The following is an 18,580-nucleotide window of genomic DNA, read 5'->3' on the forward strand; positions in this document are numbered from 1 at the left end:
GGAACTGCACCAGATTTTAGATTGTGCTGGTGCGGCTTTCTCACCCGGAGTTTCGGATTCGCCCACACTGGCCTGATCGGAATATGGCCTATACCTTGGAACAATTCCAGACTGGGATTGCATGATAGATGAATATTCTTGTCAACTTTGCGTGCGAAACCGGCAATTCCCGGACGAAATCGGCCCATCCGATCATGCTACGGGCCCAAACACCCCCTAAATAGCCCATGCCAGATAGCCAAGAGATCGATGAGGAGCGGCGTATCATGTCCCAATCGGCTTCGTCCCTGGCGCCTGGCGGTTTTGATGCCGAGACGGGCGCCAAGCTTTTCGCGTTGCGGCGGACAAAGTTCCTCGCCACGGCTGCGCTGGTGCTTTGCGTCGTGGTTTTTGCCGTGGCCAAATCGTTCGAGGCCAAGTATCCGTGGCTGGGCTTCGTGGCGGCCTTCGCCGAGGCGGCGACCATTGGCGGCCTGGCCGACTGGTACGCGGTGGTGGCGCTGTTCAAGCGGCCGCTGGGCCTGCCGATCCCGCACACCGCCATCATCCCAGCGAACCAGAACCGCATCGCCGATAATCTGGGCCGCTTCATCGAGGTCAATTTTCTGGCGCCCGGGCCGGTGCGGGAAAAGCTGGCCGAGGTCGATTTTGCAGCACTCGTCGCCGACTGGCTGACTGACGCCGAACGCTCTGCCGGCCTGTCGCGCTTCGTCGTACGGCTGGTCCCGCAGACGCTTGCGGCGATCGAGCAATCCGGCCTGCGGGGCTTCGTCACCAGCCGCATGCTGGAGCAGATCGACAAGGTGCCGCTGGCGCCGCTCGCGGCCGAATTGCTGTCGGCACTGACCGACGACCGCCGCCACCAGAAACTCTTCGACGAATTCACCAGGGTGATCGGCCGGTTCCTGAACGATGAAGAGGCGCTGGCGACCATGCGCGCGAAAATCCGCGAGGAATTGCCGTCGCTGTTCAACCTGTTCAGAGCCGACGCCTATCTGCTGAAGAAGATCGTCGCTTCCGCCGGTTCGCTGCTTGACGAGGTGCGGGCCGATCCCGACCATCCGATGCGCGCCGAATTCGACCGTTTCGCTCACAGCTTCATCGAGCGGCTCAGAACCTCGAAGCAATACGCCAAACGGGCCGAGAAGCTGAAGCGCGATTTCCTGGCGCGGCCGGAAGTGAAGTCGCTCGCCGGCGACATGTGGCAGAGCCTCAGCCTGTTCATCGAACAGGACGCCAAGGCGGAGAATTCGATTGTTCGCGCGCATCTCGCCAACATGTTCGTCGAGGTCGGCCGTCATCTCTCGGGCGATCCGCAGATCAGGGCCGACATGAACCAGGGCTTTGTCGTGGCGCTGTCGTCGTTCGTCGAGAGCCAGAAGAGCGGTGTGTCGACGTTCATCGCCGACCAGGTCAAGCGCTGGGACCTTGCCCAACTGACGAGGCTGATCGAGATGAACATCGGCAAGGACCTGCAATATATCCGCTTCAACGGCATGATTATCGGCGGATTGGCGGGTATCGTGCTCTACACGGCGGAGAGGCTGTTTCTCGCTGGCTGATGCTGCATTGCCGCTGAATTGCTTGGGCGTCCGAATGGACACACGGCGCGCGAGTGCTATTGTCCAGAACAGGGTTCAGCATTTGCGACACTGGGGAGCACGAGCAATGGCCAAACAACCCGACTCCGATTCGTTCCTTGACATGTTCAGCCGGTTCGGCCGTGACCTGAAGGTGCCGAATGTCGAGGCGATCCTCGCGCATCATCGCAAGAACCTCGAGGCCCTGGAAAGATCGGCGCGGGCGGGAGCTGCCGGCGCGACCTCATTGTTGTCCAGACAGCGCGAGATGCTGCAGGACACGCTGCGTGAAGTCAGCGACATGGCGCAGAGCTACAAGGCGCCGGGCAATCCCCAGGAACTGATGACAAAACAGGCGGAGTTCGCCAGGAAATCCTTCGAAGCCGCCCTGAAAAATGCCGGCGAAGTGGCCGAGCTGGTCAAGAAATCCGGCACCGAATCGATCGAAATCCTGCGCAGCCGCATCAAGGAAGCGATGGAGGAAATCCGCTCGGGCTATGACAAGAAGTAACTCTCAACGCATCCATGAGAGGAGTGGGCCGGTTGCGGCGCATGAGCATGGACGAGGGACGCTGTTTGGCGGAAAATGGCGGAACGGAATCGCAACGGGCGAATTGACAGGAGCCGTCCGTTCGTGGTCCGAGGCACTGGGAGCCACCGGGAAAGCAGGAATGACGGAACTACGGCCGAAAACGCCGCCGACCTTCGAGCAGTTAAGGGCGATGGCCGGGCAGGAGCTCGGCGTGTCGGAATGGACGACCGTCGACCAGAACCGCATCAACCAGTTTGCCGAATGCACAGGCGACCATCAGTGGATCCACGTCGATCCGGAGCGGGCGAAGCGGCAGAGCCCATTTCGCACCACGATCGCGCATGGCTATCTGACGCTGTCGATCATCGGCGCGCTGGCGCTGGGCATGGGCATCGTACCCGAAAACACGCAAGCCGCCTTCAATTACGGCTTCGACAAGGTGCGGTTCCTGGCGCCCGTCAGGGTCGGCGCACGCATCCGGCTGCGCACGACGCTGTTGTCGGTGGAGGACAAGGGGCCGGGCCAGTATCTGATGAAGGCCGCCAATACGGTCGAGATCGAGGGCGAACAGAGGCCGGCGCTGACCGCCGAAACGCTGGTCATGCTTTATGAGCGGCGCAAGCGGGCGGGAGCGTAAGCTCCCTATCTTCGGTCATGATGGCTGTTGCCGCACCGACAGCCTGCCGCCGGCGCGGGTCGAGAGCAGTGCCAGCAACAGCGCAGCCACCGCCAGGACCGTTGCCGTCTGAAAGGTAACCTGCATGCCGCGCGCGGCTGCCGCTGAGGTCAGCATGTCCTGGCTTTGCCGTTCTCCCGTCGAGGCAGCCGCAAAAATGGCGCCCATAAGCGATGCGCCGGTGATCAGGCCGAGATTGCGCGACAGATTGAGCAGGCCGGACACCACGCCGCGCTCGCCGGCAGCGACACCGCTCATGACGGCGGCATTGTTGGATGTCTGGAACAGGGCGTACCCGAAGCAGGTGACGGCGATCGGCACGATATAGCTGACAATGCCGAGTTTTGTTGCGGCGAGCGACAAAAGCAAGGTGCCGTTGACCAGGCCGAATAGTCCGGCGATCATCATCCTGTTGGTACCGAAGCGATCGGTGAGGCGGCCGGCGATAAGCGCCGAGAGCGCGGAGACCAGCGGACCTGTCGACAGGACCACGCCGACCATCGCAGCATTGAGCCCCAGCCCTCGCGACAAATAGAACGGAGCGACCACCAGGGTCGCCATCATCACGGTGGCGACAACGAGGTTCGCGGCGAGGCTGGCGCTGAGCCGGATGTCGTACAACCGGGCAAGCCGGATCAAGGGACTTTTCGCCTTCGTCTGCGCAACGCCGAACAGAACGACGCCGATGCCGGCGGCCACCAGGAGGCCGATGTTGAGGGCGCCGAAATGGCCGCGGCCGAGCGTCATGGCCAATGCATAGGCGGCCAGCGTCAGGGCCAGCAAGACCGTCCCGATCGCATCGAAGCTGTTTTGAGCTGCTTCCGCAGTCTTGTCGCGGGCAGGCAGGGCCAGCGAGGCGAGGGCAAAGGTCAGGAGGCCGAGCGGCACATTGACGAGGAAGATCGCCCGCCAGCCAAAGCCGGCGATCAGCAAGCCGCCGAGCGAGGGTCCGAGCGTCGTGCCGATCGCCGACATGGCGCCGAGCAGGCCCATGGCGCTGCCGGTTCTCTCCTTGGTCACGGTCTCCGCGACAAAGGCCAGCGTCAACGCCATCATCAGCGCGGCACCCAGTCCTTGTACGGCGCGCGCCGCAATCAGCAGCCAGAGCGTCGGCGCCAGGCCGCAGAGCACCGAGGCCAGTGTGAACAGCGCGATGCCGCCGAGCAGCAACGGCCGGCGGCCGAGCATATCGGCCAGCCGACCGGCGCTGACGATCAGGGCCGTGATGGCGAGCAGATAGGCGAGAACCACCCATTGCACGGACTGGAACGGCGCACCGAACGCCTGCATGAGGGAAGGCAGTCCGACGCTGGCAATGCTGGTTCCAAGCGACGACAGCAGCGTGGCGAGCGACAGGCTGGCCAATGCCAAGACAGGAGAGTGGGCCAGGCCTGCGGACCGGGTGTTCTGCGGCGCCGATGCGCACTCGTTCTGCTCAGCAATTGCCATGGCGATTTCCTCCTTGTCAGTCCCGCAACCGGACCTGTCGGAGATCTAGTCGTCAGGATGGAATGGCGGAAGGCGCATCATTTGCATTTTATTCGTGCGGCAAACGCCATGGCATGTGCTACAATCCGCCGATGGCATCGCCCGATCTCAATCTGCTGTTCGCGCTCGACGTTTTGCTCGCCGAAGGCAGCGTGGCGCGCGCGGCAACCCGGCTGCGGCTCAGCCCTTCGGCGATGAGCCGCACGCTGGCGCGGCTGCGGGAAGCGACCGGCGATCCGCTGCTGGTCCGCGCCGGCCGCGGCCTGGTCCCGACGCCGCGCGCGGAGGCATTGCGGCAGCAGGCCGGCCATGTCGTCCAGGAAGCAGAAACGTTGCTGCGCCCTGCCAGGCCTCTCGATCTCGCAAAGCTGGAACAGATCTTCACGCTGCGCACCAATGAAGGGTTCGTCGAGGAATTCGGGCCGCGTCTTGTCGCCCGCATCCAGGCCGAGGCGCCGGGCGCGCGGCTGCGCTTTGGGCCCAAATCCGACAAGGATGTCGCCTCGCTGCGCGACGCGGACATCGACCTCGAAATCGGCGTTGCCGGCGAGGCCGGACCTGAAGTGCTGACACAGGCGCTGTTTCGCGACCGCTTCGTCGGTGCTGTGCGAGCCGGCCACCCTTTGAGTGAAGGCGCGGTAACGCCTGAACGCTACGCGGCCGGCCGCCACATCAGCGTTTCACGGCGGGGTCGGGAAAGAGGGCCGATCGATCAGACTTTGGCGCTGCTCGGCCTGCGGCGAACCGTCATGTGCATGGTCTCCGGCTTTTCGGCTGCACTCGCCATGGCGCGCGCTTCGGACCTTATTGCCAGCGTGCCCGAACGGCACACGCAAGGCGCACGCGCCGGCATGGTCAGCTTTCCGCTGCCGGTCGCCACGGTGGAGGTCACCATCTCGATGCTCTGGCATCCACGGCTCGATGCCGATCCGGCGCAACGCTGGCTGCGAGATTGCGTTCGGGAGGTCTGCGCGGCCTCCCGCTGAGCGCTCAGCGCGCCATTGCCGCCTTGAGCACCCTGAAAATCCGCTCGTCATGGCATTGGGCAACGTTGAAGCGCAGGAACCGGCTGGCGGTTCCCGACAGGCTGAATGCGTTGCCGGGCGCCAGCACGATGTTGTCGGCCAGCGCGCGGCGTGCCATTTCAGCCGCGTCCACGCCATCCGGCAGGCTGCACCACAGGAACAAGCCGGCCGGTTGGTCGATCCAGGGCGTGATGCCGATGGCCTTCAGGCGCGCGCCCGTCTCGCCCATGGCGCGGGAAAGCCGCGCGCGCAGCAATTCCATGTGCTTGCGGTAGCTGCCGTCCCTAAGCAGCGTCAGCACCAGTTCGGCCGCCAGCCGGCCGCCGCCGAAGGTGGTGGCGATCTTGAGGTCGGTAAGTTGCTCGATCCAGTCGCGTGGTGCCGCGATGAAGCCGCAGCGAACCGACGCCGATAGCGTCTTGGAGAAGCTGCCGATATGGACGACGCGGTTGAGGCCGTCGAACGCCGCCAGCCGAGGCGCTGGGCTGTGCTCGAAATCGGCGAAGATATCGTCCTCGATGATGGTCAGGTCCGACTGGTCGGCGAGCTTCAGCAGCCGGTGCGCGGTCACCGGCGACAGGATCGCGCCGGTCGGGTTGTGGATGGCGGAATTGGTGATGTAGAGGCGCGGCCTGTGCTCGGCGAGCGCCTGCGCGAACAGCTCGATATCCGGCCCCGATGGCGTGTAGGGCACGCTGACCACCTTGGCGCGGTGGGCGCGCAGCAGCGCGTGAAAATTGAAATAGCAGGGGTCGTCGAGCAGCACGGTATCGCCGGGCCCGATCAGAAAGCGGCACAGAAGATCGATGGCCTGCGTGCCCGATTCCGTCAGCATGATCTGTTCGGGCGAGACCTCGATGCCGTGCCCTTCCATGCGCCGTGCCAGCAATTGCCGCAGCGGCGGCAGACCGAGCGGCGTGCCGTAATCGGCAAGGTCGACATCGTCGGCGCGCGCCACCGTGCGCAGCGCCCGGCGCAGGGCGGACTGCGGCATCCACGAGGCCGGCATCCAGCCGCAACCGGGTTTCAGCATCTCGTCGCCGGCTTCCAGCGACTGGCGCGAAACCCACAGCGGATCGATGGCGCGGTCGAGCCGGGGTCCAATCTCGGCCAGCGACAACGGCGCCAGCGATCCGGCGGCATAAAAGCCCGAGCCCGGCCGTGAGCGTATCGCGCCTTCGGCAGCAAGCCGCTCATAGGCTTCGACGACGGTGGATTTGGACACCTGCATGGCTTTGGCGAAGGCGCGGATCGAAGGCAGCCGCGCGCCCGGCGTCAGGCTGCGCGCCGATATCCGCTGGCGGATGGTCGCCATGACAGTTTCCACAAGCGTGGTCGCGACAGGAGGGTGCGCATTGCCAGTTTCCAAAATGAGTTCGGTCATCTGTATTGCTCTGATAGCCATTACAGTTTTGCGGAATTGTACTGCATTGTCTCTGGCTGCACCATAGGCACTTGCCCGATAGAGGGCGAAAGCAATGGAGCCTGGAATGGACAAGACCGCGAGCGGCTGGGTGAACGGATTCATCGGCGTGTTGATCTTCTCAGGCTCGCTGCCGGCGACGCGCGTCGCAGTGGCGGATTTCGATCCGACGTTCCTGACCTCGGCCCGCGCGGCGATTGCCGGACTGCTTGGCCTGGCGATGCTCGTGCTGTTCCAACAGAGGCGCCCGGCGCGCAGCGATTTTCTGTCGCTGGTGATCGTCGCCCTTGGCGTGGTCGTCGGCTTTCCCTTGCTCACCGCGCTGGCGCTCAAGCACGTCACCTCCGCCCATTCCATCATCTTTGTCGGCCTGCTGCCGCTGGCCACCGCGATCTTCGGCGTGCTGCGCGGTGGCGAGCGTCCGCGCCCGGCCTTCTGGCTGTTCTCCTGCATCGGCAGCGCGCTGGTCGCCGGTTTTGCCCTGATGCAAGGCGTGACGGCCTCACCTGTCGGCGACGGCCTGATGCTGGCCGCAATCATCGTCTGCGGATTGGGCTATGCCGAGGGGGCCGCATTGTCGCGCAGGCTGGGCGGCTGGCAGGTGATCTGCTGGGCGCTGGCGATCTCGCTGCCGATCATGCTTGTGCTGACCTTTGCGACGCTGCCGCCATCCTTTGCCGGCGTCGGCTCCGGCGCCTGGGTCGGTCTCGCCTATGTCTCGCTGTTCAGCATGCTGATCGGCTTCGTGTTCTGGTATCGCGGCCTGGCGCAAGGCGGCATCGCCGCGGTCGGGCAGTTGCAACTGCTGCAGCCCTTCTTCGGCCTCGCGCTGGCAGCGACCCTGCTGCACGAGCAGGTCAGCCCGCTGATGGTGGTTGTTACGCTCGGCGTGGTGGCTTGCGTGTTCGGGGCGAAGAAGTTTGCGCGGTGAGAGTGCTGCTGCTGCCGCTATTCACTGAAGCGGCTTGCCTATGTACGCCAAACCAGGACATTCGGACGAATCGGCGACTTCCTCGCGATCCTCGTAGCGCTTGACGAATTTGCGCCCCGTCCACTCAAAATCCTGGCGCACGCACACTGGATTTTCGGAAGGTTCCGCCCAAGCAACCCTCATTAACCGACTCCTTACGTAGTACTCCAAGTCCAACTGGTAGCCCCCGGGAATCCAAAAGAGCTGACCGGTGCGTAAATCAACCATGCGTGCGGCAATACATGCATTGCCGCAGTTGACCAGAACGACGGAGAAGTGACCGGCGAAGTCGGCACCACGTTTCATCGCTTCGCGAATATCCGGCTTAACTGCCTGCGCCCAGGAATCATTAGGGTGAATTAGGATGTCCTTCGCAGCCTTCTTTTGAAAAATCTTCGCCGGAAAATCTTCGAACCGCAGAGTGGATTCCTTTGCCGTCTCTGCTTCATTGGATGTCGAGGCGGAGCCCTGACCTGGCGCTTGGGCGTCAGCGACTCCACTCTCTTCCACCCAGGCACTGAGCGTAGGCCACAGCAACAAAAGACAGAGCAGAAAAAGTCTCATTTCCGGCCTCGGCCAAGAGAATGGATCGCATCAATCTATGCGTGTTCCTTAATCTTTATCAACTCCAGATTGTGAATAGTCCTACGTCGATTGTAAAGCGATTGCGGAAAGATTTTTGTCGGATGGCTATGCGAACTTCGTCACCACCCCAATGCCAATCCCCTCGAAACCGCCCATCGCCATCAGCGCCGCCGGCGCCTCATCAAGGCTGATCTTCTTGCCGACCAGCAGTTCGGGCTTGAGCTTGCCGGCGCGGATCATTTCCATCATTGCGGGGTAGCGGTAGGCCTGCATGCCGTGACTGCCGAGGATTTCGAGCTCGAAGGCGATAACCTTGTCCATCGGCACTTGCGGGCGGGCATGTTCGCCCAGCATCAGGCCGACCTGCACGTGGCGGCCGCGCCGGCGCAGATTGGCAATCGAGTTGAACGATGTCGTGGGGTGGCCGAGCGCGTCCATCGACATATGCGCGCCGCCATTGGTGATCTGCTTGACCGCCTTGACCACGTTCGGCGTCGTCGAGGCGTTGATGGTCGCCACCGCGCCGATCTTTCTGGCGAATTCCAGTTTCTCGTCGGTGAGATCGATGGCGATGACATTGGCGCCCATGGAACTGGCGATCATGATCGCCGACAGGCCGACGCCGCCGCAGCCATGCACCGCCACCCATTCGCCCGGCGTCACCCGGCCCTGGTCGACAATGGCGCGAAACGAGGTGACGAAACGGCAGCCGAGGCTGGCGGCGGTGGCAAACTCCATCTCCTCGGGCAGGCGCACCAGATTAGTGTCGACGTGCTCGATGGCGACATATTCGGCAAACGATCCCCAGGCGGTGAAACCCGGCTGCGTCTGGTGCTCGCAGACCTGATGATTGCCCGAATTGCATTCGAAACAGCGGCCGCAGCCGACGCAAAACGGCACGGTGACGCGTTCGCCGGCCTTCCAGCGGGTCACCTGCTTGCCGACGGCGACGACGATGCCGGCCAGTTCATGGCCCGGCACATGCGGCAGTGTGATGCCATCGTCATGGCCCATCCAGCCATGCCAGTCGCTGCGGCAGAGCCCGGTCGCCTCGACCTTGATGACGACGCCGTCGGCAGCCGGTTTCGGATCCGGCACGGTCAGGATTCTCGGCGTCTCACCGAATTTTTCGAAGACGACGGCTTTCATCGGCAACTCTCCGTGCTCTGCTCCGGCATTGTGAGCCTATTCGGCATCTATCTGATTCTCCGGCGCCGCCTTCTGAAAGGCCGGCAGCGCCATGCAGGCGGCGTGGATGCGGGAGATCTCGGGGTAGGGTGTCAGGTCGACGCCGAAGCGGGCGTTGCTGGCGATCTGGGCGACCAGGCAGATGTCGGCGAGGCCCGGTGCGTCGCCATGGCAAAATGTGCCGGTCTCATCCGATGAAGCCAGAATCTTTTCAAGCGGCTGGAAGCCTTCGTTCACCCAGTGGCGAAACCAGTGGATGACATCCTGGTCGCCGGCGCCGAACAAAGTGCGCAGCGAGGTCAGCACGCGCAGATTGTTCACCGGGTGGATGTCGCAGGCGATCATCTGCGCCAGCATTCGCACGCGCGCCCGGCCGAGCGCGTCCTTCGGCAGCAGCGGCGGATCGGGATGGGTCTCGTCGAGATATTCGATGATCGCCAGCGACTGCGTCAAAAGCGTGCCGTCGCCCAGGATCAGCGCCGGCACCAGCCCCTGCGGATTGACCGCCAGGTAAGCCGGCTCCAGATGATCGCCATGACGCAGATGATGCGGCACGTAATCGTAGGTCAGGCCCTTCATCTCGAGCGCAATGCGTGCGCGATAGGAGGTGGAAGAGCGGTAGTAGTTGTGGAGGACGAGGTCGCTCATCGGATCACGGCTTGTCGGTGGAATTTTGGCCGATCGAATCTTGGCCGACAGTGATCTCGATGGTGCCGATGCCGTCGACGCCGCCGGTCATCGTCTGGCCCGGCGCCACCGCGCCGACGCCGGCCGGCGTGCCGGTGAAGATCAGGTCGCCCGGTTGTAGTACAACCGCACTGCTGCAGATCGAAACGATATCGGAGATCGGCCAGATCAGTTCGGCGAGGTCGCCCTCCTGTTTCACCGTGCCGTCGACGGCGAGCCAGATGCGGCCCTTTTGCGGGTGGCCGGATTTGGCGGCTGATACCAACGGGCCGCAGGGCGCCGAGCGGTCGAAGGCCTTCGACCAGTCCCACGGCCGCGACGCCTTCTTGGCCTCGTCCTGCAGGTCGCGGCGGGTGAGATCGATGCCGACGCCGTAGCCCCAGACATGGTCGAGCGCTTGCGCGCGGGGAATGCGGAAGCCGGCCTTGCCTATCGCCGCGACCAGCTCGATCTCATGGTGCAGGTTCTTGGTCAGCGGCGGGTAGGGGATCGTGGTGCCGCTATCGACCACCGCATCGGCCGGCTTGGTGAAAAAGAAGGGCGGGTCGCGCTCGTCATTGCCGAGTTCGCGGGCGTGCGCGGCGTAGTTACGGCCGACGCAGAAGATGCGGCGCACCGCAAAGCGCTCGGCCGAGCCTTCTATGGCGACCGATGGTGTTGCGGGCAGGGGAAGGACGAAGTCTGTCATGCGCGGGTCTCTGCTTGGGATCTTGACGGGACATTTGACCGATTTGAACCGCCGGGCAAGGCATCAGCGTCCGCAAAAGCATCGGCTGCGCCTTGATTGTCTGATAAAGTCGGCTTCGCCTCCGGGGGTTAAGATGGCGATAGACTATTTGCCAATAAGCTGCCCATACCAGCGGGAGTATCCTGCCCAGGGAGGACTGAAACGAACACCATGACCGCAGTGAACGATCGCGCCCGGTTTCTGATCATCGACGACCATCCGTTGTTTCGCGAGGCGCTGCACAGCGCCGTGCAGATGGCGTACCCGGAAGTCGACACGGTGGAGGCGCGCTCGATCGCCGAAGCGCTCGATCTCTTGGGTGGGATAAAACCGTTCGATCTGGCGCTGCTCGATCTCAACATGCCCGACGTTCATGGCTTCGACGGCTTGCTGCAGCTCAGGACCCGCCATCCGCGACTGCCGGTGGTTGTCGTCTCGGGCTATGAGGAGCCGAAGATCATTTCAGAAGCACTGTCCTATGGTGCGGCCGGCTTCATCCCGAAGTCAGCGCGCAAGAGCGATCTCGCCGCCGCCATCCGCTCGGTGATGGAAGGCGCGATCTATGTGCCTGAAAACTATGAGGGACAGCCGCCGGACGCCGACAGCACAGACCGCGCCGACATGGTGCAGCGGCTGGCGAAACTGACGCCGCAGCAGCTGCGGGTGCTGCAGATGCTGCGCCAGGGCCTGCTCAACAAGCAGATCGCCTACGAGCTGCAGGTCGGCGAGACCACGGTGAAGGCGCACGTCTCGGAGATCCTACGCAAGCTAAACGTCTACAGCCGCACGCAAGCGGTGATCGAGGTGTCGAAGCTGGACAATGCGGAGTTGTTCAGGGATCAGGCGGGGTTTTGATCTTTACCCTCCCCCTTGTGGGGAGGGTCGATCCGCGAAGCGGAGCGGGGTGGGGGNCCCGGCGCTGCGCGCCGACCCTCCCCATCGAGGGGAGGGTATGGGGCTCAAGCCAGCAAATGCGCCAGCAGCGCCCTTAGCTGCGCCGGTTTCAGCGGCTTGCGCATCAGTTCGATGCCGGCGGCGCGGGCGGCTTTGGCGACGGCCTCCGATCCGTCGGCGGTGACGATCAGCGCCGGCACGGCGCGGCCGAGATAATCGCGCACTTCGGCTATTGTTGCGGTGCCGAGGTCGCCGTCGTCGAGATGCTGGTCGGCAATGACGATGTCGGGCACCCAGTCGGTGTCGCCAAGCAGGCTGATCGCAGCCTCGGTCGAGGTCGCGGCGCGCACCAGGCACTGCCAGCGCTCGAGCAGGAAGGTCATCGCCTGCAACACGTCGGCGTCATTTTCGACCAGCAGCACCTTGGTGCCGAACAGGCCGTAGCCGCGCGGCCGCTCCATCTCGGCAAGGCTGGCGATGGCGTCGGCGCTGGCGCCGATGCCGACCGGCACGTCGATGTGGAAGATGGTGCCGCGCCCAACCCTCGAGGAGAACGTCACGGGATGACCGAGCGCGGCAGCCATGCGCCGCACGATGGCAAGGCCCAGGCCCAGCCCGCCGCCGGAGATCCCGGTGTCGGCTGGAATGGCGGAGCCGCGATGGAACTCCTCGAACACCGCCTCGCGCTGGTCGTCGGGAATGCCGCAGCCGGTGTCGGCGACATCGATGCGGATGGTATCGCCGCGATGCCTTGTGCCGACAAGCACGCCGCCCGAAGGGGTATAGCGCAGCGCATTGGACAGGATGTTTTGCAGGATGCGGCGCAAGAGCGTGCGGTCCGAACGCACCACGGCGCTGACCGGGCGGAACTTCAGCGCCAGCCCCTTCATCTCGGCCACGGGCAGGAAATCCGACCGCAGCGAGGAAAACAGCGTCTCCAGATTGACATCGCCGATGTCGGGCTGCACCACACCGGCATCGAGCTTGGAAATGTCGAGCAGCGTGCGCAACAGGTCTTCCATGGTCTCCAGCGAGCGCTCGACCTGACGGACAAGTTTCTTGCCCTCGTCGCTGGTCTGCACTTCGGCCAGCGCCGAGACGGAGAGGTGGGCGGCGTTCAGCGGCTGCAGCACGTCATGGCTGGCGGCGGCCAGGAACCTGGTCTTGGACAGGTTTGCCAGTTCGGCGTTTTCCTTGGCGGCGCTGAGGTCGATGTTCGACTGTTCCAGCCGGCGCAAGGTCGAGTGTAGTTCCTCGGTGCGCATGCGCACGCGGTTTTCCAGTGAAATTGCGGTCTGGAACAGCGAGAAGGCGTTGCCCTGCTGGTCCATTGAGCGCTCGACGCGGCTGACCAGAGCGGCGTTGATCTTCTTCAGCCTGTCGACGTCGTTGATGTCCCTGAGCGGCATGCGCTATTCCGCCGCCTGGCGTTCGCCGAAGGCGATGCCGGTGAAGGTTTGGTTCAGATGCATCGAACGGTACTGTTCGCCATAGGTGCCGAAGCCGATGACATTGTTGACCCGGTAGAGCTCCGAAATGTCGCGGAACACCTGGCGGTTGCGGGCGTCGAGCCGGCGCAGCACGCAATCGAAGCCGAGGATCATGTCGATGCCGCCGAGCCGTTGCTCGACGTCGCGCAGTGCGGCGCGCGTGGATTCCACCATGTCCTTGGGCTGGGCGATGGACAGCACGACGCCGTCGTCTATGGCGCAAAAGAATGACAGGGAACCGTCGGCATGCATCTTCTGGATCGAGCGGCAGTAATATTCGCCGCCCACTTTCACCACCACCGGGTGCGAGGCGAAGCTCATCGGCGTCAGGTTCTGCGCAACGATGCCGACCGAGGCTGCATATTCCTCAGCCGCGTTGGTGGCGTTGAATTCGCGCACGGTGCGGTGGTCCGGATCGGATGCCGTCACCACCAGCTTCTCGTCGGTTGGGATGAAATTGTCGATCTTGAAGACATGGAACGGGATCTCGGTGGCGATCAGCACAATGATGGCGCTGTCGGACGCAACCTTGCCGTTCGAAATCAGCCTGGTGGTTTCGAATTTCAAATCGTCGCCCGCCGAACCGCCTATCAGCGGGATGTCGTCCAGCCCCCAATGGATGGCCGAGGTTACAGCTTCCTCGGCAAAGGACAGGCCGTCGATGAAGCAGAGCGCGAAGGTGCTTTTGGCATGGCAACTGCCGGTGCGTCCGCGCAGCAACCGCCGCAAGCCCTCGACTTCATCAGTGATCCTGTCCATGCCCGACGAGGAGAGATTGTCGACCATGGTGCTGACCGCCGAAAACGACGCGGAGGGAAAGAGCAGCGCCAGCACATGGCCTTCCTCCAGGCCCTGGGGGGTAATCTCGCCGGCGGTCGAGCAGGCGGCGTAGGCCAGCGTCGGCGCGTGGGTCTTCAGCCCTTGCGAAAGGACGCTCGCGTCAAACAGGCTCTGGGAGAAGAACAGCAGGGCAAAGCCGGCATCGATGGCTGCGGCCTCGACGGCGACCGCCAGGGCGAATGCATCGGCGTCGGGCTCGTCGGTGGTGAGCGCCGACAGACCGGATNGACCGCCAGGGCGAATGCATCGGCGTCGGGCTCGTCGGTGGTGAGCGCCGACAGACCGGATGCATAGCTCGTCCGTGAACTGGCCAGAGGCTTCCTCCCGATATCCTCCGACGCTTCCTGCGCGCGCCCGTTTTATGTCTCTCGGCGCGCTGGCGTCGAGGGCATTGTTGCCCCCTATTCGCTCTTTGGCAATGGGGCGGACAGGCCCATGATTTTCGTTTTGTCCATGACCGAAAGTACAATGAGCGCCGTGTGTTTTTTGCGCTTTGTGCAGTGTACCAATAGGGCATGGCCGAGCGCCAAAGCCGCATCGGCAGCATGACTACCAAGGTCATACCCAGGGAGGATGCATGTCGGACGTTTCGTTTGTCGTGAACGGAAAACGGATCAGCGGCGCTGCCGAGGACCGAACGCTTCTGGTTCATTTCCTGCGCGAAAATCTTGGTCTCACCGGAACGCATGTCGGTTGTGACACCTCTCAATGCGGCGCCTGCGTCGTGCATGTCGACGGCAGGGCAGTGAAGTCCTGTTCGATGCTGGCTGTGCAGGCCTCCGGGTCGACCGTGGTGACGATCGAAGGGCTTGCCAATGGCGGCGACCTGCATCCGATGCAGGCCGCGTTCAAGGAACATCATGGGCTGCAATGCGGCTTCTGCACGCCGGGCATGATCATGACGGCGACCGACATGATCGCGCGCCATCCCGAAGGCCTTGACGAGGCGACGGTGCGCGCCGAGCTCGAAGGCAACATCTGCCGCTGCACCGGCTACCACAACATCGTCAAGGCGATCCTCGCCGCATCGCAGACGATGGCGAAGGTGCCGAAGGGCAGGGCGAAACAGGCAGCGTAAGAAAGAAGCGAGTAGTGAATAGTGAATAGCGAGTAGTCGGTTTAGCCGAACCGCTCCGAGCACAATTCCCTACTCACTGTTCACTATTCGCTACTCACTATTCGCTATTCCGGAGGAATTCCTATGGGCATTGAAGGCATCGGCGCTCGGGTCGTGCGCAAGGAAGACAAACGGTTCATCACCGGCGCCGGCCGCTATGTCGACGACATGGTGGTTCCCGGCATGAAGCATGCCGCTTTCGTGCGCAGCCCGCACGCGCATGCTCAGATCAAGAAGATCGACGTCAGACGAGCGCAGGCGATGCCCGGCGTCATCGGCGTCTTGACCGGCAAGGAGCTCAAGGCCGACGGCATCGGCAACCTGATCTGCGGCTGGATGATCCATTCCAAGGACGGCTCGCCGATGAAGATGGGCGCGTGGTCGCCGCTGGCCGTCGACAAGGTGCGCTATGTCGGCGACGCGGTCGTCATCGTGGTGGCGGAAACCAAGGGCCAGGCCCGCGACGCGGCCGAAGCGGTCGAGATCACCTACAAGGAATTGAAGGCGGTGGTCGATGCCACCAAGGCGCTGCAAAAAGGTGCGCCGCAGGTCCATGCCGAAGCCGAGGACAATCTTATCTTCGACTGGGAGATTGGCGATGCCAAGGCGACCGACGCGGCGATCCAGGCGGCGGCCCATGTCACCCGCATGAAGATCGTCAACAACCGGCTGGTTCCCAACGCCATGGAGCCGCGCGCGGCCCTTGGCCATTACGACAAGGCCGAGGACCATTTTACCTGCTGGACGACGTCGCAGAACCCGCATGTCGCGCGGCTAGTTATGAGCGCCTTCTACAATGTCGCGCCGGAAAACAAGCTGCGCGTCATTGCGCCCGATGTCGGCGGCGGCTTCGGCTCGAAGATCTACATCTATCCCGAAGAGATCGTCTGCCTGTGGGCGTCGAAGAAGACCGGCGTGCCGGTCAAATGGGTTGCCGACCGCACCGAAAGCTTTCTCACCGACGCGCATGGCCGCGACCATGTCTCGACGGTCGAAATGGCGTTCGACAGGAACAACAAGATCACCGGTTTCAAGGTCGACACGATCGCCAATCTCGGCGCCTACATGTCGCTGTTCTCGTCTTGCGTGCCGACCTATCTCTACGCGACGCTGCTGTCGGGCCAGTACAACATCCCGACGATCCACGCCAATGTGCGCACCGTCTACACCAACACGGCACCCGTCGACGCCTATCGCGGGGCAGGGCGGCCGGAAGCCACGTATCTGCTCGAACGGACAATGGAGACGGCCGCGCGTGAACTTGGGGTCTCTCCGGCGGAGTTGCGGCGCATCAATTTCATAACCGAGTTTCCGCACCAGACGCCGGTCATCATGAATTATGACGCCGGCGATTATGGCGCTTCGCTCGATGCGGCGACACAGGCGTCCGACTATGCCGGCTTTGCCAAGCGCAAAGCGGCGGCCGCCAGCCAAGGCAGGCTGCGCGGCATCGGCATGAGCTGTTACATCGAGGCCTGCGGCATCGCGCCGTCGGCGGCGGTCGGCTCGCTCGGCGCCGGCGTCGGTCTGTGGGAATCGGCCGAAGTGCGGGTCAATGCCGTCGGCACGATCGAGGTGCTGACCGGCTCGCACAGCCATGGCCAGGGCCATGAGACGACCTTCGCGCAACTCGTCAACCAGCGTTTTGGCGTGCCACTGGACTCGGTCTCGATCGTCCATGGAGATACCGACAAGGTGCAGATGGGTATGGGCACCTACGGCTCGCGCTCGGGCGCGGTCGGCATGTCGGCAATCGCCAAGGCGCTCGACAAGGTCGAGGCCAAGGCCAAGAAAATCGCCGCCCATCTGCTCGAAGCCGACGAGGGCGACATCGTCATCGAGAATGGCGAGGTCAAGGTCGCCGGCACCGACAAGAGCCTGCCCTGGTTCCAGGTGGCTCTTGCCGCCTACACCGCTCACAATCTGCCGGCAGGCATGGAGCCGGGACTGAAGGAAACCGCCTTCTACGATCCGGCGAACTTCACTTTCCCGGCGGGCTGCTACATCTGCGAGGTCGAGATCGATCCGGAAACCGGCACGACCGAGATCGTCCAGTTCGTCGCGGCGGACGATTTCGGCAACATCATCAACCCGATGATCGTCGAGGGTCAGGTGCATGGCGGCATCGCCCAGGGCATCGGCCAGGCGCTGCTGGAAGGCGCTCACTATGACGATAGCGGGCAGCTTTTGACGGCGAGCTATATGGACTACACCATGCCCCGCGCGGACGACCTGCCGTCATTCAAGGTGTCGACCTCGAACACGCCGTGTCCGAGCAATCCGCTCGGCATCAAGGGCTGTGGCGAGGCCGGCGCCATCGGCTCGCCGCCGGCGGTCATCAACGCCATCACCGACGCTTTGGGGATTGTGGACATCGCCATGCCGGCCTCGCCGTCGACGGTGTGGGCGGCGATTAGGGCGAAGAAATGAGTGAGTAGGGAGTAGTGAGTAGGGAATGGGCATTACCGGAGATGACAGCGTCCCTATTCCCTACTCCATACTCACTACTGCCTAACCACTTCAGGGGAGGATCCCATGTACGCAGTCAACTACCACCGCGCCGCCTCGGTCGCCGACGCCGCCAAGCTGGTGAAGAGCGGCGACGCCAGGCTTTTGTCAGGCGGCATGACGCTGATCCCGGCGATGAAGACGCGGCTCGCCGCACCCTCCGACCTGATCGACCTGTCGCGGATCAAGGAACTGCAAGGCGTCAAGGTGTCGGGCAAGACCGTCACCATCGGCGCCGCCACAACCCATTACGACGTCGCCAATGACGAGAAGCTGCGGAAGGCCTGTCCGGCGCTTGCGCACCTTGCGTCGCTGATTGGCGATCCGGCGGTGCGCCACAAGGGCACGATCGGCGGCTCGGTCGCCAACAACGACCCAGCCGCCGATTATCCGGCGGCGCTCTTGGCGCTGGGCGCCACCATCGTCACCAACAAGCGCGAGATTTCAGCCGCGAAATTCTTCACCGGCCTGTTCGAAACGGCGCTGAAAGAAGGCGAGATCATCACCGCGGTGAGTTTTACCGCGCCGGCCAAGGCTGCTTACGAAAAATTCCGCAACCCGGCCTCGCGCTATGCGATTGTCGGCGTGTTCGTGGCCAAGGGCAGGGACGGGGTCAGCGTTGCCGTTACCGGTGCCGGCGATGACGGCGTGTTCCGCTCGAAGGAGATCGAAGCCGCACTGGCGAAGAATTTTGCCGCATCGGCGCTCGACGGCGTGAAAGTGCCGGCGAAGAATTTGATGACCGACCTCCACGCTTCGGCCGAATACCGTGCCAATTTGATCGCCGTGATGGCCAAGCGCGCGGTGGCGGCAGCCAACGCCTGACATCATAAAGCTACTGACAAGGAAA

At 63.4% G+C, this 18,580-nt stretch carries 17 protein-coding genes; 9 read left to right on the forward strand and 8 right to left on the reverse strand.

Translation table 11 applies throughout. The features are described from left to right. Positions 1-266 precede the first annotated feature (266 nt). From X756_RS145490 to X756_RS145480, 3 genes are all read left to right on the forward strand, one after another. Entirely contained in the window at positions 267-1,562 is a 1,296-nt protein-coding gene (locus tag X756_RS145490; RefSeq protein ID WP_023730723.1) for a DUF445 domain-containing protein, read from the forward strand. A 106-nt stretch (positions 1,563-1,668) separates the two neighbouring features. Continuing rightward, positions 1,669-2,091, forward strand: a complete 423-nt coding sequence (locus X756_RS145485) for a phasin family protein (protein ID WP_023672638.1) — start codon at positions 1,669-1,671, stop codon at positions 2,089-2,091. Positions 2,092-2,251: 160 nt separating this feature from the next. After that, positions 2,252-2,749 carry a MaoC family dehydratase gene (locus X756_RS145480; RefSeq protein WP_023681725.1) on the forward strand — a complete coding sequence of 166 codons (498 nt, stop codon included), beginning with the start codon at positions 2,252-2,254 and terminating at the stop codon, positions 2,747-2,749. A 15-nt stretch (positions 2,750-2,764) separates the two neighbouring features. Here the strand turns inward: X756_RS145480 and X756_RS145475 are convergent, their stop codons facing one another. Beyond that, positions 2,765-4,237, reverse strand: a complete 1,473-nt coding sequence (locus tag X756_RS145475; RefSeq protein WP_023730724.1) for an MFS transporter — start codon at positions 4,235-4,237, stop codon at positions 2,765-2,767. A 131-nt stretch (positions 4,238-4,368) separates the two neighbouring features. Here X756_RS145475 and X756_RS145470 point away from each other — a divergent pair, with 131 nt between their 5' ends. Continuing rightward, positions 4,369-5,262, forward strand: a complete 894-nt coding sequence (locus X756_RS145470) for a LysR family transcriptional regulator (protein WP_023710735.1) — start codon at positions 4,369-4,371, stop codon at positions 5,260-5,262. 4 nt (positions 5,263-5,266) lie between these two features. Here X756_RS145470 and X756_RS145465 read toward each other — a convergent pair whose 3' ends face one another. Continuing rightward, the gene (locus X756_RS145465; RefSeq protein WP_023710734.1) at positions 5,267-6,685 is read right to left on the reverse strand and encodes a PLP-dependent aminotransferase family protein; all 1,419 of its coding nucleotides are present in this window, start codon (positions 6,683-6,685) and stop codon (positions 5,267-5,269) included. 106 nt (positions 6,686-6,791) lie between these two features. Between X756_RS145465 and X756_RS145460 the strand changes: the two genes are divergently transcribed. Next, positions 6,792-7,655: a DMT family transporter gene (locus X756_RS145460; RefSeq protein ID WP_023730725.1), complete on the forward strand. Its 864-nt coding sequence runs from the start codon at positions 6,792-6,794 to the stop codon at positions 7,653-7,655. A 21-nt stretch (positions 7,656-7,676) separates the two neighbouring features. On the opposite strand, the gene X756_RS145455 is transcribed toward X756_RS145460, so the two are convergent. The 4 genes from X756_RS145455 to X756_RS145440 form a co-directional block, all read right to left on the reverse strand. Continuing rightward, the gene (locus X756_RS145455) at positions 7,677-8,258 is read right to left on the reverse strand and encodes a hypothetical protein (RefSeq protein WP_023730726.1); all 582 of its coding nucleotides are present in this window, start codon (positions 8,256-8,258) and stop codon (positions 7,677-7,679) included. Positions 8,259-8,384: 126 nt separating this feature from the next. Continuing rightward, positions 8,385-9,428 carry a zinc-dependent alcohol dehydrogenase family protein gene (locus X756_RS145450; protein ID WP_023730727.1) on the reverse strand — a complete coding sequence of 348 codons (1,044 nt, stop codon included), beginning with the start codon at positions 9,426-9,428 and terminating at the stop codon, positions 8,385-8,387. Positions 9,429-9,464: 36 nt separating this feature from the next. Next, positions 9,465-10,115, reverse strand: a complete 651-nt coding sequence (gene maiA / locus X756_RS145445; RefSeq protein WP_023691062.1) for a maleylacetoacetate isomerase — start codon at positions 10,113-10,115, stop codon at positions 9,465-9,467. A gap of 4 nt (positions 10,116-10,119) precedes the next feature. Further along, positions 10,120-10,842, reverse strand: coding sequence for a fumarylacetoacetate hydrolase family protein (locus tag X756_RS145440; protein ID WP_023730728.1), 723 nt, complete (start codon positions 10,840-10,842; stop codon positions 10,120-10,122). 210 nt (positions 10,843-11,052) lie between these two features. On the opposite strand from X756_RS145440, the gene X756_RS145435 reads away from it, so the two are divergent. Further along, complete coding sequence (locus tag X756_RS145435; RefSeq protein ID WP_023730729.1) at positions 11,053-11,736, forward strand: response regulator transcription factor; 684 nt, start codon at positions 11,053-11,055, stop codon at positions 11,734-11,736. 104 nt (positions 11,737-11,840) lie between these two features. On the opposite strand, the gene X756_RS145430 is transcribed toward X756_RS145435, so the two are convergent. Further along, positions 11,841-13,184, reverse strand: coding sequence for a hybrid sensor histidine kinase/response regulator (locus X756_RS145430; RefSeq protein WP_023688174.1), 1,344 nt, complete (start codon positions 13,182-13,184; stop codon positions 11,841-11,843). A 3-nt stretch (positions 13,185-13,187) separates the two neighbouring features. Beyond that, the gene (locus tag X756_RS145425; RefSeq protein WP_245264561.1) at positions 13,188-14,279 is read right to left on the reverse strand and encodes an FIST signal transduction protein; all 1,092 of its coding nucleotides are present in this window, start codon (positions 14,277-14,279) and stop codon (positions 13,188-13,190) included. A gap of 403 nt (positions 14,280-14,682) precedes the next feature. Here X756_RS145425 and X756_RS145420 point away from each other — a divergent pair, with 403 nt between their 5' ends. The 3 genes from X756_RS145420 to X756_RS145410 all read left to right on the forward strand — a co-directional run bounded on the left by X756_RS145420 (position 14,683) and on the right by X756_RS145410 (position 18,555). Then, entirely contained in the window at positions 14,683-15,183 is a 501-nt protein-coding gene (locus X756_RS145420) for a (2Fe-2S)-binding protein (protein WP_023725653.1), read from the forward strand. A 123-nt stretch (positions 15,184-15,306) separates the two neighbouring features. Continuing rightward, complete coding sequence (locus X756_RS145415) at positions 15,307-17,652, forward strand: xanthine dehydrogenase family protein molybdopterin-binding subunit (RefSeq protein ID WP_023730732.1); 2,346 nt, start codon at positions 15,307-15,309, stop codon at positions 17,650-17,652. 105 nt (positions 17,653-17,757) lie between these two features. Next, entirely contained in the window at positions 17,758-18,555 is a 798-nt protein-coding gene (locus X756_RS145410) for a xanthine dehydrogenase family protein subunit M (protein ID WP_023730733.1), read from the forward strand. Positions 18,556-18,580 lie beyond the last annotated feature (25 nt).

This window comes from Mesorhizobium sp. LNJC405B00 (assembly GCF_000502615.1).
Classification (GTDB): Bacteria; Pseudomonadota; Alphaproteobacteria; order Rhizobiales; family Rhizobiaceae; genus Mesorhizobium.

Bases quoted from the DNA above. Each gene is read 5' to 3' on its own strand.
- maiA (WP_023691062.1), bottom strand. From the start codon at position 10,115: ATGAGCGACCTCGTCCTCCACAACTACTACCGCTCTTCCACCTCCTAT.
- X756_RS145430 (WP_023688174.1), bottom strand. From the start codon at position 13,184: ATGCCGCTCAGGGACATCAACGACGTCGACAGGCTGAAGAAGATCAAC.
- X756_RS145475 (WP_023730724.1), bottom strand. From the start codon at position 4,237: ATGGCAATTGCTGAGCAGAACGAGTGCGCATCGGCGCCGCAGAACACC.
- X756_RS145480 (WP_023681725.1), top strand. From the start codon at position 2,252: ATGACGGAACTACGGCCGAAAACGCCGCCGACCTTCGAGCAGTTAAGG.
- X756_RS145410 (WP_023730733.1), top strand. From the start codon at position 17,758: ATGTACGCAGTCAACTACCACCGCGCCGCCTCGGTCGCCGACGCCGCC.
- X756_RS145470 (WP_023710735.1), top strand. From the start codon at position 4,369: ATGGCATCGCCCGATCTCAATCTGCTGTTCGCGCTCGACGTTTTGCTC.
- X756_RS145460 (WP_023730725.1), top strand. From the start codon at position 6,792: ATGGACAAGACCGCGAGCGGCTGGGTGAACGGATTCATCGGCGTGTTG.
- X756_RS145485 (WP_023672638.1), top strand. From the start codon at position 1,669: ATGGCCAAACAACCCGACTCCGATTCGTTCCTTGACATGTTCAGCCGG.
- X756_RS145450 (WP_023730727.1), bottom strand. From the start codon at position 9,428: ATGAAAGCCGTCGTCTTCGAAAAATTCGGTGAGACGCCGAGAATCCTG.
- X756_RS145455 (WP_023730726.1), bottom strand. From the start codon at position 8,258: ATGAGACTTTTTCTGCTCTGTCTTTTGTTGCTGTGGCCTACGCTCAGT.
- X756_RS145490 (WP_023730723.1), top strand. From the start codon at position 267: ATGTCCCAATCGGCTTCGTCCCTGGCGCCTGGCGGTTTTGATGCCGAG.
- X756_RS145415 (WP_023730732.1), top strand. From the start codon at position 15,307: ATGGGCATTGAAGGCATCGGCGCTCGGGTCGTGCGCAAGGAAGACAAA.
- X756_RS145465 (WP_023710734.1), bottom strand. From the start codon at position 6,685: ATGACCGAACTCATTTTGGAAACTGGCAATGCGCACCCTCCTGTCGCG.
- X756_RS145420 (WP_023725653.1), top strand. From the start codon at position 14,683: ATGTCGGACGTTTCGTTTGTCGTGAACGGAAAACGGATCAGCGGCGCT.
- X756_RS145440 (WP_023730728.1), bottom strand. From the start codon at position 10,842: ATGACAGACTTCGTCCTTCCCCTGCCCGCAACACCATCGGTCGCCATA.
- X756_RS145435 (WP_023730729.1), top strand. From the start codon at position 11,053: ATGACCGCAGTGAACGATCGCGCCCGGTTTCTGATCATCGACGACCAT.